The sequence below is a fragment of the Ruminococcus sp. N15.MGS-57 genome (assembly GCF_000980385.1).
GTDB classification, from domain to species: Bacteria; Bacillota; Clostridia; order Oscillospirales; family Ruminococcaceae; genus Hominimerdicola; species Hominimerdicola aceti.
On sequence record NZ_LARF01000006.1, the window covers coordinates 1 to 14,690 of the forward strand.

General features: G+C 41.0%; 17 protein-coding genes. 3 read left to right on the forward strand and 14 right to left on the reverse strand.

Annotated features, from left to right (window positions below; translation table 11 throughout):
• Nucleotides 1–467 precede the first annotated feature (467 nt).
• Nucleotides 468–1,253 carry an HAD family hydrolase gene (locus tag WS40_RS01890; RefSeq protein ID WP_046439723.1) on the forward strand — a complete coding sequence of 262 codons (786 nt, stop codon included), beginning with the start codon at nucleotides 468–470 and terminating at the stop codon, nucleotides 1,251–1,253.
• A gap of 47 nt (nucleotides 1,254–1,300) precedes the next feature.
• Here the strand turns inward: WS40_RS01890 and nspC are convergent, their stop codons facing one another.
• From nspC to speD, 10 genes are read right to left on the reverse strand one after another with little or no spacing between them, the layout of a single operon-like run.
• Nucleotides 1,301–2,431, reverse strand: coding sequence for a carboxynorspermidine decarboxylase (nspC, locus tag WS40_RS01895; RefSeq protein WP_046439725.1), 1,131 nt, complete (start codon nucleotides 2,429–2,431; stop codon nucleotides 1,301–1,303).
• A gap of 16 nt (nucleotides 2,432–2,447) precedes the next feature.
• Nucleotides 2,448–2,732, reverse strand: a complete 285-nt coding sequence (locus WS40_RS01900; RefSeq protein WP_046439728.1) for a hypothetical protein — start codon at nucleotides 2,730–2,732, stop codon at nucleotides 2,448–2,450.
• On the reverse strand, nucleotides 2,733–3,053 hold the full coding sequence (locus tag WS40_RS01905) for a YbjQ family protein (protein ID WP_038673184.1): 321 nt from the start codon (nucleotides 3,051–3,053) through the stop codon (nucleotides 2,733–2,735).
• Nucleotides 3,034–3,243, reverse strand: a complete 210-nt coding sequence (locus WS40_RS01910; RefSeq protein WP_038673182.1) for a hypothetical protein — start codon at nucleotides 3,241–3,243, stop codon at nucleotides 3,034–3,036. The genes WS40_RS01905 and WS40_RS01910 overlap by 20 nt, the downstream gene beginning before the upstream one ends.
• 33 nt (nucleotides 3,244–3,276) lie before the next feature.
• The gene (locus WS40_RS01915; protein ID WP_022288394.1) at nucleotides 3,277–3,516 is read right to left on the reverse strand and encodes a hypothetical protein; all 240 of its coding nucleotides are present in this window, start codon (nucleotides 3,514–3,516) and stop codon (nucleotides 3,277–3,279) included.
• Between the two features lie 15 nt (nucleotides 3,517–3,531).
• Nucleotides 3,532–4,734 carry a saccharopine dehydrogenase family protein gene (locus WS40_RS01920; RefSeq protein WP_022288393.1) on the reverse strand — a complete coding sequence of 401 codons (1,203 nt, stop codon included), beginning with the start codon at nucleotides 4,732–4,734 and terminating at the stop codon, nucleotides 3,532–3,534.
• Nucleotides 4,735–4,772: 38 nt separating this feature from the next.
• Complete coding sequence (gene speB, locus WS40_RS01925; RefSeq protein ID WP_046439732.1) at nucleotides 4,773–5,621, reverse strand: agmatinase; 849 nt, start codon at nucleotides 5,619–5,621, stop codon at nucleotides 4,773–4,775.
• An 11-nt stretch (nucleotides 5,622–5,632) separates the two neighbouring features.
• Nucleotides 5,633–6,484, reverse strand: a complete 852-nt coding sequence (gene speE / locus WS40_RS01930; protein ID WP_038671730.1) for a polyamine aminopropyltransferase — start codon at nucleotides 6,482–6,484, stop codon at nucleotides 5,633–5,635.
• A 16-nt stretch (nucleotides 6,485–6,500) separates the two neighbouring features.
• Nucleotides 6,501–7,961, reverse strand: coding sequence for an aminotransferase class I/II-fold pyridoxal phosphate-dependent enzyme (locus tag WS40_RS01935; protein ID WP_046439735.1), 1,461 nt, complete (start codon nucleotides 7,959–7,961; stop codon nucleotides 6,501–6,503).
• 7 nt (nucleotides 7,962–7,968) lie between these two features.
• A complete protein-coding gene (gene speD, locus WS40_RS01940; RefSeq protein ID WP_171028812.1) occupies nucleotides 7,969–8,784 on the reverse strand; it encodes an adenosylmethionine decarboxylase in 816 nt (271 codons plus the stop codon).
• A gap of 216 nt (nucleotides 8,785–9,000) precedes the next feature.
• Here speD and WS40_RS01945 point away from each other — a divergent pair, with 216 nt between their 5' ends.
• Nucleotides 9,001–10,944: an ABC-F family ATP-binding cassette domain-containing protein gene (locus WS40_RS01945; RefSeq protein WP_046439736.1), complete on the forward strand. Its 1,944-nt coding sequence runs from the start codon at nucleotides 9,001–9,003 to the stop codon at nucleotides 10,942–10,944.
• 78 nt (nucleotides 10,945–11,022) lie between these two features.
• Nucleotides 11,023–11,559, forward strand: coding sequence for an adaptor protein MecA (locus tag WS40_RS01950; protein WP_046439739.1), 537 nt, complete (start codon nucleotides 11,023–11,025; stop codon nucleotides 11,557–11,559).
• Here the strand turns inward: WS40_RS01950 and rpe are convergent.
• The 4 genes from rpe to WS40_RS01970 form a co-directional block, all read right to left on the reverse strand.
• Nucleotides 11,542–12,195 carry a ribulose-phosphate 3-epimerase gene (gene rpe / locus WS40_RS01955; RefSeq protein WP_046439740.1) on the reverse strand — a complete coding sequence of 218 codons (654 nt, stop codon included), beginning with the start codon at nucleotides 12,193–12,195 and terminating at the stop codon, nucleotides 11,542–11,544. The two genes, WS40_RS01950 and rpe, sit on opposite strands and share 18 nt — an antisense overlap.
• Before the next feature lie 86 nt (nucleotides 12,196–12,281).
• Nucleotides 12,282–12,866, reverse strand: coding sequence for a 5'-deoxynucleotidase (yfbR, locus tag WS40_RS01960; protein WP_046439742.1), 585 nt, complete (start codon nucleotides 12,864–12,866; stop codon nucleotides 12,282–12,284).
• Nucleotides 12,867–12,934: 68 nt separating this feature from the next.
• Nucleotides 12,935–14,158 (reverse strand): sodium ion-translocating decarboxylase subunit beta, encoded by a 1,224-nt coding sequence (locus WS40_RS01965; protein WP_046439744.1) that lies wholly within the window; start codon nucleotides 14,156–14,158, stop codon nucleotides 12,935–12,937.
• A 31-nt stretch (nucleotides 14,159–14,189) separates the two neighbouring features.
• The gene (locus WS40_RS01970; protein WP_325208362.1) at nucleotides 14,190–14,642 is read right to left on the reverse strand and encodes an OadG family transporter subunit; all 453 of its coding nucleotides are present in this window, start codon (nucleotides 14,640–14,642) and stop codon (nucleotides 14,190–14,192) included.
• Between the last annotated feature and the right edge of the window lie 48 nt (nucleotides 14,643–14,690).

The window sequence follows — 14,690 nt, forward strand, 5'->3', positions numbered from 1 at the left end:
TGCTTCTTTTCTCAACTTTGTTCATTTTGCCTATTGATTTTTCTTAGCAGGTTTCTATTTACTTTATTCAGTCGCAAAGAATATTGTATAATTTTTTCTGATAAAAGTCAAGCATATTAAAACCTTTTCAGTGAAATACACAAAACTTTCCTCAAACTAGCCAACTAATTTAAAGGCAATATTCCTTGAACAAAGTATATTTTACTCCCATTGAACCTTAATGTCAACAAATTAAGCTGAAATTTCAGCTATTTTTCACTTTTGTAATAATCGTGTAAAACAATTTACATTTTATGTATGTTCAAAAAATTTAACTGTACAATAATCTCAATGTGCTTTTGTTTATATGGAATAAATATATTAAAATCGACAAAGTTTTTTGTCAAAAATCAAAAATAATTGAAAATAGTATAGAAATACATTATAATATGAATGTCTGAGCATAACAATGATCACGGAGGAAAACAATGATAAAACTTATTGCAACTGACATGGACGGCACTTTGCTTGACGATAACAAGCAGCTTCCCAAAAATTTTGACAACATAGTAAAACGGCTGTTTAATAAAAATATCAGATTTGTTATTTCAAGTGGCAGAAGCTACTGCACGCTAAAAAAACAGTTTTCTGAATATCTTGACGACATGACATTTATTTGCGACAATGGTGCATATGTTGTTGATAAAGGAAAACTTCTTTCGGTTTCAGTGTTGCCAAAGGATACCGTTAAAGAAGCTGTTAGGTTTTGCGACAAATTAGGACTTACAGTCCTTCTTTGCGGAAAAAATGGCACATGGCATAACTCAAGAAATGATAGTCAGCACCAAGAAATAGCTTCATACTATGTAAATCAAGTAAAGATGGAGGATCTCACCCTTGTCGACGATGATATTTTCAAGATAGCCGTTTTTGAAGAAAGTGGCATTGAAAATGACGGCTACAGCAAGCTTGAAGAACGCTTCGGCGAAAATTTCAATGTGCAACTTTCAGGTAAATACTGGACGGATATAATGAATAAGGGCGTAACAAAAGGCACTGCACTGCGAACCATAGAAAACCGCATTGGAGTACGATACGAAGAAACCATGGCTTTCGGCGATTATCTTAACGATGTTGATATGCTCAACAATTCTTACTACAGCTTTGCAATGTCAAATGCTCATGAGTCTATTAAAAAGGTAGCAAATTTCATGACAGGCTCAAACAATGACAACAGCGTTATGAAAGAAATCGAAAAACACTGCCTTGCATAAATAAAACATAAACAAAGCGATCTGACCAAAAATCAGACCGCTTTTTCTTATAATCTCATTTTAAAATCATCATAGCCGAACTCTTTTATAAGCTCCAACTCGCCGTCAAGCTTTTGAAGATATATTGACGGCAAAGGCATTCCGTTGAAAGTGTTGTTTTTACACATGGAATATATAGCCATATCACAGAAAACAAGCCTGTCACCCTCTTTAAGCGGCTTATCAAAGGAATAATCCCCGATTATGTCACCTGCAAGACAGGTCGGACCGCCTAGGCGATATGTGTAAGGCTTTTCGTCTGCCTGCCCTGAACCGATGATATTCGGTCGGTAAGGCATTTCCAGAACGTCAGGCATATGACAGGCTGCTGATGCGTCAAGGATAGCAAGATCCATGCCGTTTTTTGCAGTGTCTATCACCTCTGAAACAAGATATCCTGCATTAAGTGCCACAGCTTCACCAGGCTCAAGATAAACCTGAACACCATATTTGTCATGAAGATAATTCACACACTCGATAAGAGTATCTAGGTCATAGTCATCACGGGTTATGTGATGTCCACCACCAAGATTTATCCATTTCATATTGTAAAGATACTTGCCGAACTTCTCCTCAATATGTGGTATCGTTCTTTTTAGCACATCAGAGCCTTGCTCACACATAGTATGAAAATGCAGACCATCTATGCCATCAATAAGACTGTCATCAAAATTATCTAAAGTTGTTCCGAGCCTTGAATTTTTGAAGCATGGATTGTAGATATCCGTTTCGATCTCCGAATACTCAGGATTGCACCTTATTCCGCAGGATATCTTCCTGCCGCTTTTTTCAACAATGCCCTTGAATTTCTGCCACTGTTTTGGTGAGTTGAACACGATATGATCGCATATCTGAACAAGCTCATTCATGTCCTTTTCTGTGTATGCAGGAGAATAAACATGAACTTCTCCGTCAAACTCTTCCCTGCCAAGCTTTGCCTCATAAAGACCGCTTGCGGTAGTGCCTTTCAAGTGCTGTGATATCATAGGATATGTGCTATACATGGAAAAAGCTTTCTGTGCCAAAAGTATTTTACAACCCGTTTTCTCCATGACATTATCCAAGATAGTCAGATTTTTTAGAAGCTTTGCTTCGTTAACAACATAACAAGGGGTTTTCACCTTAGAAATATCAAACATTCTTTTCCTCCACAGCTCATCTATATGAACCATCGTTGATAAAGTTTACTGTAATATTTTTGTTTTTCATTCTTGCGTCCATAAAAACACTAAGAACACCCTTGGCAAATTCAAGACTCTCCTCAGGAATATCGTCAAAGTCATGTATCATTATTTCCAATGGCTCTTCAACTTCACAGAGCTTCTCATAAAGCTTGTCGCCGTTAGCTATAGAATCCATATCATGAGCAAGCGCCTTGCTGACATATGGGTAAAACATATCAGCATTTACCATTTTAACATCGTCTATCATCAATATCATTTACTCGTCCCCCATAAATTTTACTGCTGTTCCGTATGCAATGACCTCAGCCGCGCCTGCCGCAATAGCAGATGAAGCATATCTTATATTAACTACTGCATCAGCACCCAATTGTTCAGCTTCAACCACCATTCTCTTCGTGGCAAGAGCTCTTGCATCATTCATCATCTCATTATAGGCAGTAAGTTCTCCGCCAACAAGATTTTTAAAGCTCTGCATGATATCCTTTCCGACATTTTTGGTCTGGATAGTTGAGCCTTTGACAAGCCCAAGCATTTCAAGCTTTTTGCCAGAAATATAATCAGTATTTACTAAGATCATCATCTTCGCCTTTCTTTATTTCTTTTATACGCTGAATAAGCACCGTTATCGCAACGCCTGACAGCAAGGCAGGAACTACCAGAGCAATTATCTTTGCAAGCATAGGAACACCATTCATATATGCAAAAATAACGCCAATAGCTATATAATAAATAGATATCAAAGCAACTATCACAACTGGTGCTATCATTTTTTTTGTTTTGGTTTTCACTTTTCGTCACCTTTAATCAAAAACCATTTTCTTTTTTCCGTTTTTGTTTCGTGGATACTCTCTTATCCTGATGATATTGGCTGTATTCACGATACTTTCGTTTCTGTCATCACCCTGAGTAACTCTTACCCAGCCATCGCCTATCTCTTCAAGTGTGCAGTCTATAACTGATGAAAGCGAGCCTCCCTGCGAAACTGTATAGACAAGCACCTCTTGTCCGAGATATCTCGCAAAAGCTTCTTCGATCTTCATTTTTTTGTTCTCCTATTAGTCAACAAGAACAGGATCAAAGTTCTCTGTCCAAGGCAGACCCCACTTGTTAAGTGCGTCCATGAATGGATCCGGATCAAACTCCTCTATATTGTGTACGCCCGGCTTTTTCCACTTGCCTGTGAGTATCATCATTGCGCCTATCATTGCAGGCACACCTGTTGTGTAGGAGATAGCCTGTGAACCGACTTCCTTATAGCACTCCTGATGATCGCATACGTTGTAAACGTAATATGTCTTGTCCTTGCCGTCCTTTTTGCCCTGGAAGATACAACCGATATTTGTCTTACCCTTTGTTCTTGGACCGAGTGAAGCTGGATCAGGAAGAACTGCTTTAAGGAACTGGAGAGGTACTATCTTCTTGCCCTCAAAGTCGATAGGCTCGATAGAAGTCATACCCACGTCCTCAAGGCATTTAAGGTGTGTAAGATAGCTCTGACCAAATGTCATGAAGAAACGAATCCTCTTGATACCCTTGATGTTGAGCGCAAGTGATTCAAGCTCTTCGTGGTGGAGAAGATACATATCCTTTTCGCCCACCTGATCGAAGTTATAAACTCTCTTTATCTCCATTGGCTCAGTTTCTACCCACTTGCCGTCCTGAATATAAGAACCCTTTGCGGAAACTTCTCTTATGTTTATCTCAGGATTGAAGTTCGTTGCGAATGGATAGCCATGATCGCCTCCGTTGCAGTCGAGGATATCTATATAGTTTATTTCATCAAAATAATGCTTCTGAGCATATGCACAGAAAACGCCTGTTACACCTGGGTCAAAGCCAGATCCGAGAAGCGCTGTGATACCAGCCTTTTCAAATCTCTCTCTATAAGCCCACTGCCACTTATATTCAAACTTTGCAGTGTCCTCTGGCTCATAGTTTGCTGTGTCAACATAGTCTACTTTACACTCAAGACAAGCGTCCATGATGTGAAGATCCTGATAAGGCAGAGCCACGTTGATACAAATATCAGGCTTATATTCTTTCATAAGAGCCACAAGCTCAGGCACGTTGTCTGCGTTCACCTGTGCAGTTGTGATATTTGTCTTTGTCTTATCCTGAAGCTCCTCCTTGAATTTATCGCACTTTGACTTTGTTCTGCTGGCGATACAGATATCAGTAAATACCTCGCTGTTCTGACAGCACTTGTGTATAACTACACCTGCAACTCCGCCTGCACCGATTATCAATGCTCTTGACATATTAGATCATTCCTTCCTATTTTATCAAATATACTTATTTACTTATAAAAATACAAAAGTATCTCTCTCAGCAGCTTGCAGGCAAGTGCTGTTGAACGTCCTGTCTGATCGTAAACAGGGGAAAGCTCGTTCACATCAAAACCTACGATATTGAGCTTTGCAACTTCCTCCACTGCGAACATAAGCTCCTTGAAAGTAACTCCGCCTGCCTCTGGAGTACCAGTGCCGGGAAACTCTGAAGGATCAAGCACATCAAGGTCAAGTGTAAAGTAAACAGGCTTTCCCTGAAGTTTTTTTACTATGCTGTCAAGTCTGAAGAAACCGAACTTTTCCATAAAAGTATGCTCTTTCGCAAACTTAAACTCGTCCCTGTCACCGCTTCTGATGCCAAATTGATATATCTTTTCGTCGCCCACAATATCCCAGCATCTATGAAGCACACAGGCGTGTGACTCTTTCACTCCAAGGTAATCGTCCCTCAGATCGGCATGAGCGTCAAAGTGAACGATATGCAGATCTGGATATTTCTCTGCCACAGCTCTAACCGCACCGAGAGTGACAAGGTGTTCGCCACCTATCATGCAAGGCACTTTGCCGTCATCAAGTATTTCTGATGTACGGCTTTGGATATCCCTCAGTGCGCCCTCAGGATTGCCAAATGGCAGCTCAAGGTCGCCACTGTCAAAGACGTTTACGTCAAGAAGGTCCTTATCTTGATATGGTGAATAAGTCTCAATGCCGAAGCTCTCATTGCGCATTGCAGAGCTTGCAAATCTTGTACCCGGCCTGAACGAAGTTGTGCTGTCATATGGTGCGCCGAAAAGGACTATCTTTGAATCATCATATTCACAATCACAGCCTATAAAGGTATGAACATTCTTTTCCATACTTCTCTCCTTTAGTCACAGTCCTCAAGTACATCAAGGACGTAATTCGGCAGTGCGAAACAGCCCTTGTGAAGCTCTGTGTTATAATATCTTGTCTTTATGCCGAATTTTTTCCACTCATCAGCCTTAAGGTCATATATAGGGTGAAGATTTTTCGAAGCAAAGCCGAAAAGCCAATGACCAGACGGATAGGTAGGTATATGTGTCTGATAAACCATTGAAACTGGGAACGCACTGCCTATTCTTCTGTGTGTGCGCTTTACCATATCCACATAGGAATCATAATAAGTGCTTTCATGTTGGTTTATCAATATTCCCTGATCTGTGAGCGCTTTTGAGCAGTTGCCGTAAAATTCTTTTGTAAAAAGTCCCTCTCCCGGTCCAAACGGGTCAGTTGAATCAACTATAATAAGGTCATATTCATTTTCCTTGCGGCGAACGAATTTCAGACCGTCCTCAATATAGAGGGTAAGTCTAGGGTCGTCAAATGCACAGGCTGTCTGTGGAAGATACTCCTTGCACACATTTACTACCTGCTCATCTATCTCCACCATATCTATCTTTTCAATAGTGTTATATCTGCAAAGCTCACGGATAGTTCCGCCGTCCCCTGCACCAATAACAAGCACCTTTTTTATCTCAGGATTGACCGCCATAGGCACTGCCGTTACCATTTCATGATAGATGAACTCGTCCTTTTCGGTAAGCATTATAAAGCCGTCAAGCACCAATACCCTGCCGAACTCATATGTGTCAAAAACGTCTATTTCCTGATAATAGCTTTTTTTAGAATAAAGCTGTTTTTTTACACGAATGGTGAAATTAACATCGTCCGTATGTTTCTCAGTAAACCAAAGATCCATAAAATGTATCTCCTCTCTATGAATTTACCACTACGTTTATGTTGTTTATCTCAAGATCCTCCGTACCTGTAAGGAAACAGCCCTTTTCTTTACAGTATGCGATATAATTAAGTATGTCGGAAGTTATCTTCTCACCAGGGGCAAGGATAGGTATTCCCGGCGGATAGCACATAACAAACTCTCCGCATATCATACCGTTGCTTTCTTCGATAGGCACTGATTTTTTCTCGCTGTAGAAAGCTTGCTGCGGCGGTATCTCAACGATAGGATTGATATATTCGTGGTCAAACATTCCTGACGGGTCTTTTGAATAAAGCCTTTTAATTTCGGAAAGTGCGGATATAAAACGCTCTATCTCAAGCTCTCTATCTCCTGCGGAAACTATAGCAAGTATATTTCCGATATCACCGAACTCTATCTGAATGTCGTAATCGTCACGGAGAATGTCATAGACCTCAACACCTGCCAATCCCATGGCTCTTGTGTGAACGGAAAGCTTTGTGCTGTCAAATGCGAAGATATCGTCACCGTTTTCAAGCTCCCGACCGAAAGCATAATAGCCACCTATCTTATTTATCTCTTCCCTTGCATAATCGGCATAGTCAACTGCCTTTTTAAAAAGCTCCTTGCCGTTGAGCGCAAGATTTTTTCTTGCAAGGTCAAGTGATACCATAAGCAGATAAGAGCCGCTCGTGGTCTGAGTGAGGTTAATTATCTGTCTTACGTAACCCTCTGAAACAGTGTCTGCACAAAGAAGGAGCGATGACTGTGTTAGGCTTCCTCCTGTTTTGTGTATTGATACTGCCGCCATATCCGCTCCTGCCGCCATTGCAGAGCAAGGCAGACCCTCACCAAAATAAAGGTGAGTGCCATGTGCTTCGTCCGCAAGCACCAACATACCATGCTCATGGGCAAGCTTGACGATGCTTTTTATATCAGAGCAAATTCCGTAATAAGTCGGGTTATTCACCAAAACAGCCTTTGCATCAGGATTTTCCTTGATAGCTTTTTCAACGTCCTTTACGGACATTCCAAGAGGTATTCCAAGCTGTTTGTTTGTGCCTGGGTTTACATAAACAGGTATAGCACCACACACAACAAGTGCATTGATAGCACTTCTGTGAACGTTTCTCGGCATTATTATCTTATCTCCTGCCTTACAGCTTGTAAATATCATCGTCTGGACTGCAGCAGTGGTACCATTTACTATAAAGAAAGCGTGCTTTGCACCAAAAGCCTCAGCGGCAAGCATTTCAGCATCTTTTATCACAGAAACAGGGTGACAAAGGTTGTCAAGTGGCTTCATGGAGTTCACATCGCACTTCAGACAATCCACGCCCAAAAAGTCACGAAGCTCCTTATTCATTCTTCCGCCCTTGTGACCAGGTACGTCAAGACGCACCACTCTGTTCCTCATATGTTTTTTTAAAGCCTCATACACAGGTGCGTTATTCTGTGTTAAGTTCAAATCTATCACTACCTTATCAGTATATGTTCATGCCGCTGTATATCTCGATCATCTCACGGCGCAGACTATCTGTTATATCAAGCCTTTGCTTCGGCGTAAGCTCATATACGTCCTGCTTGAAAAGATAATTCTGCAAATCGATATCCTTAATGAGAAGCTTGGTATGGAAAATGTTCGACTGGTAAACGTTAACATCTATTGCGTCATATTTAGTCAACGTATTTTTATCTATATAATCCTGAATCGAAGTTATCTTGTGATCGATAAAAAACTTCTTTCCCAAAACATCTCGCGTAAAGCCTCTTACTCGGTAGTCAATAGTGATAATATCAGAGTCAAAGCTGCTGATAAGATAATTCAGTGCATTTAGCGGAGAAATAGTTCCGCAAGTAGAAACATCTATATCCACTCGGAATGTGGAAATGGAGTTGTCTGGGTGATATTCAGGAAATGTGTGAACAGTTACATGACTTTTGTCAAGGTGAGCGTGTATCATTTCAGGCACATCGCCGCCTATTTTTCCTTGATTGCACGAAGGGTCGATACTGTCCTCATCGAGGGCTTTTTCAGCAATAAGCACGTTCACAGACGCACCCTGCGGCTCATAATCCTGTTTTGATATATTAAGTATCCTTGCGCCTATCATCTCAGTAACGTCGCAAAGAATTTTCGTAAGTCTTTCTGAATTATACTGCTCGTCAATATAAGCAATATATTCCTTTTGTTCTCTTTCAGTTTTGGCATAACATACATCATATATGTTAAAGCTAAGGGTCTTGGTTAGATTATTAAAACCATACAAAGAAAGCTTCTGCTCCAACCCTAACATCACCCGTCCTTTCGGATAAAATAATCAGCCTATCAAGACTAAAATTATAGACTTGTTTTCATTATACCACATCTCGATCAAAAAGTACATAGTTTTACGCACTTTTTTCATATTTTTTATTAAGCATGGCATAAGTGTGGCAATAAAATAAAAAAGGTTGAAATCAAGAAGAAAATAGTGTATAATAAGTTCTGATAATTGTTACAGGAGAAATATACAATGTTATTGAATGTTGAACATCTTTACAAATATTACAATGGGCAGGCACTGCTCAAGGATATAAATTTTACAGTTGAAGACAGAGAAGCCGTTGGACTTATCGGCATAAACGGTTGCGGAAAGTCTACCCTGCTTAATATAATTACAGGCAGTGAGGGCTATGACAAGACCCCCGAAGGACTAGGCTCTGTGAATATCGCAGGCAAGGCTTCCATTGGCTTTTTAAGGCAGAACAGCGGACTTAATTCTGAACTTACCATAGGTGAGGAAATGAAGAACGCTTTCGCTCCCCTCCTTGAAACACTGGATAAAATGAAAGTCCTTGAAAAGAAAATGGCAGATGGCGGAGATATTGACAGTATAAGCCACGAATATGCCGAGCTTTCTTCATACTTTGAGGCTCGGGACGGATATAGGATAGATGTAAAAATAAAGCAGGTGCTTAACGGCATGGGCTTTGGCTCAACACCTACAGACAGAGTCATCTCTACCCTTTCAGGCGGTGAAAAAACACGTCTTGCACTGGCTAAGCTTCTTCTTGAAGAGCCTAATCTGCTTATACTTGACGAGCCTACCAACCACCTTGATTTTGAAACGCTCATGTGGTTAGAGGACTATCTCAAAGGCTACAAGGGTGCAATAATCATAGTTTCCCACGACAGATATTTTCTAAACAAGGTCTGTACGAGAATATGTGAGATAGAACAAGGCAGGCTCACATCATATCGAGGAGACTATTCCTCCTATCTTGTGCAAAAGAAAATGAACTCAGAGCGTCAGCTCAAAGAATATGAGGCACAGCAAAAAGAGATAGCAAAGCTTGAGGACTATGTGGCGAAAAATCTCGTCAGGGCTTCAACCTCAAAAATGGCGAAGTCAAGACAGCATATGCTTGACCGTATCGAGCGTATCGACAAGCCGCTTATGTACACAAAACCTCCAAAGATAAAGCTTGAATATGATATTGAGCCAACAAAGGATATTGTGCGAGTTGTTGACTGTCCGCTGGTCGTTGGCGAGGGTGCTGACAAAAAGGAGCTTATAAAGTCACTTACCATGAACGTTCGCCGTGGAGAGCACGTTGCGATAATCGGTGCGAACGGTATCGGAAAAACTTCCATACTGAAACTTATCCAAGGCATTATCCCACACGAGGGTGGGAATATAAGCTGGGGCGGAAACGTGAAGATATCCTATTTTGAACAGGAACACGCTATACTTGATCCCCACAAGACAGTGCTTGAAGAAATAATGGATCGCTATCCAAGATTATCAGAACAACAGGCAAGAAGCGTGCTAGGTGCAGTTCTGCTTACAGGCGAGAATGTGTTCAAGCCTATTTCCGTTCTCAGCGGTGGCGAAAGAGCGAAGCTTTGCTTTGCCATAATGGCTCTCAATCGTGGAAATGTACTTGTGCTTGACGAGCCTACAAACCACCTTGACCTAAGCACAAAAGAAGTGCTGGAGGACGCTTTGGCAGAGTTTGGTGGAACGATAATCCTTGTATCTCATGACAGATATCTACTCAACAAGGTAGCAAGCAGGATAATAGAGATAAAGCATGACGAGGTGAACTCATACGAGGGCAACTTTGACGCATACAGCGAAGCGGTGAACGCTGCCCGTCAGCTCAAGATGCAGAGCGAAGCAGAGATAAAGCGGGCCGAAGAGGAAAAAGCGTACAAAGAAAACAAAGCAAGACAATATCGCAGTAAGGAACAGCGTGCCGCTGACGCTCAAAAACGCAACCGCATAAGAGAACTTGAAAAGGAGATCGAAGGCACAGAAGTTCTGATATTTGAACTTGAAAATGCCATATCTGACCCTGAGATAGCTTCCGACTACAGCAAAATGAGCGAGAAATGCAAAGAGCTTGAAGAAGCCAAAACCGCCCTTGACCAGAAAATGGACGAATGGGCAGAACTTTCAGATCAGCTTTCATAAACAAATTTTCACAGAAATCACCCCTTATGAGTATAATGATACAGCACAGACTGACATTATACATAAGGGGTGTTTGTTTTGGAGATAAAAAGGCTGTCAGAGTATGAAATAAAAGTTATTCTTAACGAAAAGGATATGCGGATAATGAATATATCCTTTGAAGATTTTGAGAAAAACAACAAAAGAAGCAAAGATTTTTTATCTGAACTCATGTTTATACTCAAGGAGACAGGACTTATAAAAATATCCGAAGGAAATATTGAAGTTGATGTTGCTTTGACAAGTGAAGAAACAATAAACATATATTTTATACTACCTAAAAACGACAATCATCACACCACTGAACTTGCCATAATCAGCTACGATCCAAACAAGCTAATATCAAAAGCTGCTGAAATACACAAAAAATACTCCGAAAAGATTATAAAAAGCAGTCTGTATCAGCTTCCTAGTGGTCATGCTCTAATCTTCACCATAGGATACGCACGCTCAACAGTTGCGAAAAAAGATTTACTGAAAACCTGTGCTACTGACAACGTGATTATAAACAAAATAAAGGAGTACAGCCCATTATTGAGCAGTACTCCTTTTGAAAAACTAAACTATTTCTCTTAGAAGCTTAACAGCCTCTGGCATATCGTTTGCCTTAAAAGCATATGTTCCCGTTACTAAAGTGTCTGCACCCGATTCTTTAAGCAAACCAGCAGTTTCGAGATTTACGCCACCGTCAACCTGAAGTCTGATATCCCTTTCCGTCTGGTCAATTAGATATCTCACTTCGCTTATTTTTTCAAGAGTGTCAGGAATAAACTTTTGACCGCCAAAACCTGGGTTTACTGTCATAACGAGTACCATATCAACAGATTTAAGAAATGGCTGGATCGCACTTACAGGTGTTGCAGGCTTAATGGAGATTCCTGCCTTGATCCCCCTCGAATGTATTTTGTCAATAACAGCTTGCGGCTCATCAGCCGCCTCATAATGAAAAGTTATAATGTCAGCTCCAAGATCTGCGTAGTTGTCAATATATCTGATAGGATCGCAAATCATGAGATGAACGTCTACTGGAATAGTTATGCTTTTGCCCACACTTTTCAAAAGCGGTTCGCCAAAACTTATATTTCTCACAAACATTCCGTCCATGACATCATAATGAATCCAGTCAACACCAGCGTCCTCAGCACGCTTTATCTCGAACGCAAGGTTTGAAAAGTCGCAGGCAAGCAGCGACGCAGAAACGATAATATCCAATTGAAAACCTCCGTTAATTCAACATTTTCCCACTTAATATTGTCCTATAATTTCAATTTCTATTATACAACACCACTGCGTCATTGTCAAGCTTGTTCGTCAAGAGTTAATGTATAAGCTGGAATAAATTCATCAAGAAAAACATTTGCTTCTGGAATATTCATTGCGACAATAGATTCAAGTGTAGATTTTTCAGCTGATGCAAAATCAGTATTTCCCATTTGTCTTTCTTCAAGGCACTTTATAAGTGCAGAAAGCTTATCAGCCGCTTTAACAATAGTCCATGCTTCTTCTTCCTGTGGAGTTTTACAGAAAAGCGGCTCAAAGTCCTCTTTCAGATCATCAGGAAGATAAGACACCAGAGTATTTTTGGCTTTCTGCTCGATCTCATCATATGCGCCCTTTATCTCATGGCTGTAATATTTTATAGGCGTAGGCAAGTCACCTGTGATTATCTCGGTGACATCATGATACATAGCAAGCAGCGCACATCTCTCAGGAGAAACATTACCGCCAAATCGCTTATTTCTGATAAGTGCAAGCACATGTGCGATAAAAGCAACTTCAAGGGAATGTTCGCTAATATTCTCATTGATCGTGTTTCTCATAAGTGCCCAACGATTTATATATTTCATACGAGATATCACTGCAAAAAATTTACTTTCTGACATATCAACACTCCTAAACTATACACAAAAATCGGGACGATGTTTTTCATCGTCCCGAAAAATTTCTGATCTTATCTTACAATTGTAAGAAGAACACCAGCAGCAACGGCTGAACCGATAACGCCGGCAACATTAGGACCCATAGCGTGCATCAACAGATAGTTTGTAGGAACTTCCTGCTGACCGACCTTCTGAGAGATACGAGCTGCCATTGGAACGGCAGATACACCTGCTGAACCGATAAGAGGATTGATCTTGTGACCTGAAAGAACATACATAAGCTTACCAAGAAGAACACCGCAGGCTGTACCGATTGAGAATGCCACAACGCCAAGTGCCATAACTTCTGCAAACTGAATGTTCATGATCTTATCTGCCTGTGTTGTTGCACCAACTGTTACGCCAAGGAAGATAGTGATGATGTTCATAAGCTCGTTCTGAGCAGTCTTAACAAGTCTGTCGCAGACGCCACTCTCTTTAAGAAGGTTACCAAACATGAGCATACCAACCAGTGGAGCTGCTGAAGGAACCATGAGTGAGATAACAATAGTTACGAGGATAGGGAAAATAAGCTTTTCTACCTTTGAAACAGGTCTGAGCTGACCCATTACTACTGAACGCTCTTTCTTTGTTGTAAGAGCCTTCATGATAGGCGGCTGGATAATAGGAACAAGAGCCATATATGTATAGGCTGCAAGTGCTATCGTACCAACGCCGATATTACTATTTGATGTAAGAAGTCTTGAAGATACATAGATAGATGTAGGGCCATCAGCACCGCCGATGATAGCAATAGAACCGCACTCAGCAGCACTCATGCCGAAGAGAGCCGCACCGATGAATGTGAAGAAGATACCGCCCTGTGCAGCAGCACCCATAAGAAAGCTCTTAGGGCTTGCGATCAGCGGACCAAAGTCTGTCATAGCACCGATTCCAAGGAATATGAGTGGTGGATAGATCTGAAGCTTAACGCCCATGTAAAGAATATCCAACAGACCACCCTTTTGAAGTATCTGACCGTAATCTATATAGTGGTCATTGCCTGCAACCGTTTTATAGTTCCAGAAGTCTGGGTGATACATCTCTGCATATGGCAGGTTTGTAAGCAGCATACCGAATGAGATAGGCAAAAGCAGAAGCGGCTCAAAGCCCTTTGCAATAGCCAGATACATAAATACGAATGAAATAAGTATCATTACGATATTTTTCCAGCCGCCGTCTACGAGGAAACCCGCAAAACCCGACTGTGACGCCAAAGACGCCATGGTATCAAGAAATGAATTAATTATTGACATCTATTATCACGTTCCTTTCACGTCAACTGCACTAAAATGGTCTTGTATTGTCTATTATGCCTGCGGTAGACCATGCAGGTCTTTGAGGCTTGGCAGTTTTAACGCTCTTAAGAACGAGCTTCTTGCCCTCTGCACTGCTCATAGCCGAAATTGCAGCCATGATAACAGCAACTGTTTCTTCTTCAATGCCGTCTTCTACAACAGGAGCAGCAGCCTTTATTGGCTCTGGCTTAGCAACAGCCTTTGCAGCTTCAGCAGCTTTTTTTGCCTCTTCTGTCTTCCTTGCAGCTCTGCCGTTGATAACGTCAAATAACTTGCCGTATATCGACACAAGCAGAATAAGCAGAACAAGTCCGATAAATACCACAACTAAACCCGTGATAACGACAGATGCAACAGTACCAGCACCGAGATCTTTTTGGTCTGGACTGATCGTACTCTTTGCCGCAACCATCTGAGCTGCAGTGTTAAGAAAATTGATCATAAAAAATTCTCCTTACTGTAAGTATAATAAAACTTAACATTATTATAC

Bases quoted from the DNA above. Each gene is read 5' to 3' on its own strand.
- WS40_RS01910 (WP_038673182.1), bottom strand. From the start codon at position 3,243: ATGATAGCACCAGTTGTGATAGTTGCTTTGATATCTATTTATTATATA.
- WS40_RS01900 (WP_046439728.1), bottom strand. From the start codon at position 2,732: ATGATATTGATGATAGACGATGTTAAAATGGTAAATGCTGATATGTTT.
- WS40_RS01905 (WP_038673184.1), bottom strand. From the start codon at position 3,053: ATGATCTTAGTAAATACTGATTATATTTCTGGCAAAAAGCTTGAAATG.
- speB (WP_046439732.1), bottom strand. From the start codon at position 5,621: ATGGAAAAGAATGTTCATACCTTTATAGGCTGTGATTGTGAATATGAT.
- WS40_RS01970 (WP_325208362.1), bottom strand. From the start codon at position 14,642: ATGATCAATTTTCTTAACACTGCAGCTCAGATGGTTGCGGCAAAGAGT.
- WS40_RS01920 (WP_022288393.1), bottom strand. From the start codon at position 4,734: ATGTCAAGAGCATTGATAATCGGTGCAGGCGGAGTTGCAGGTGTAGTT.
- speE (WP_038671730.1), bottom strand. From the start codon at position 6,484: ATGGATCTTTGGTTTACTGAGAAACATACGGACGATGTTAATTTCACC.
- WS40_RS01945 (WP_046439736.1), top strand. From the start codon at position 9,001: ATGTTATTGAATGTTGAACATCTTTACAAATATTACAATGGGCAGGCA.
- yfbR (WP_046439742.1), bottom strand. From the start codon at position 12,866: ATGTCAGAAAGTAAATTTTTTGCAGTGATATCTCGTATGAAATATATA.
- nspC (WP_046439725.1), bottom strand. From the start codon at position 2,431: ATGTTTGATATTTCTAAGGTGAAAACCCCTTGTTATGTTGTTAACGAA.
- WS40_RS01965 (WP_046439744.1), bottom strand. From the start codon at position 14,158: ATGTCAATAATTAATTCATTTCTTGATACCATGGCGTCTTTGGCGTCA.
- WS40_RS01915 (WP_022288394.1), bottom strand. From the start codon at position 3,516: ATGAAGATCGAAGAAGCTTTTGCGAGATATCTCGGACAAGAGGTGCTT.
- WS40_RS01890 (WP_046439723.1), top strand. From the start codon at position 468: ATGATAAAACTTATTGCAACTGACATGGACGGCACTTTGCTTGACGAT.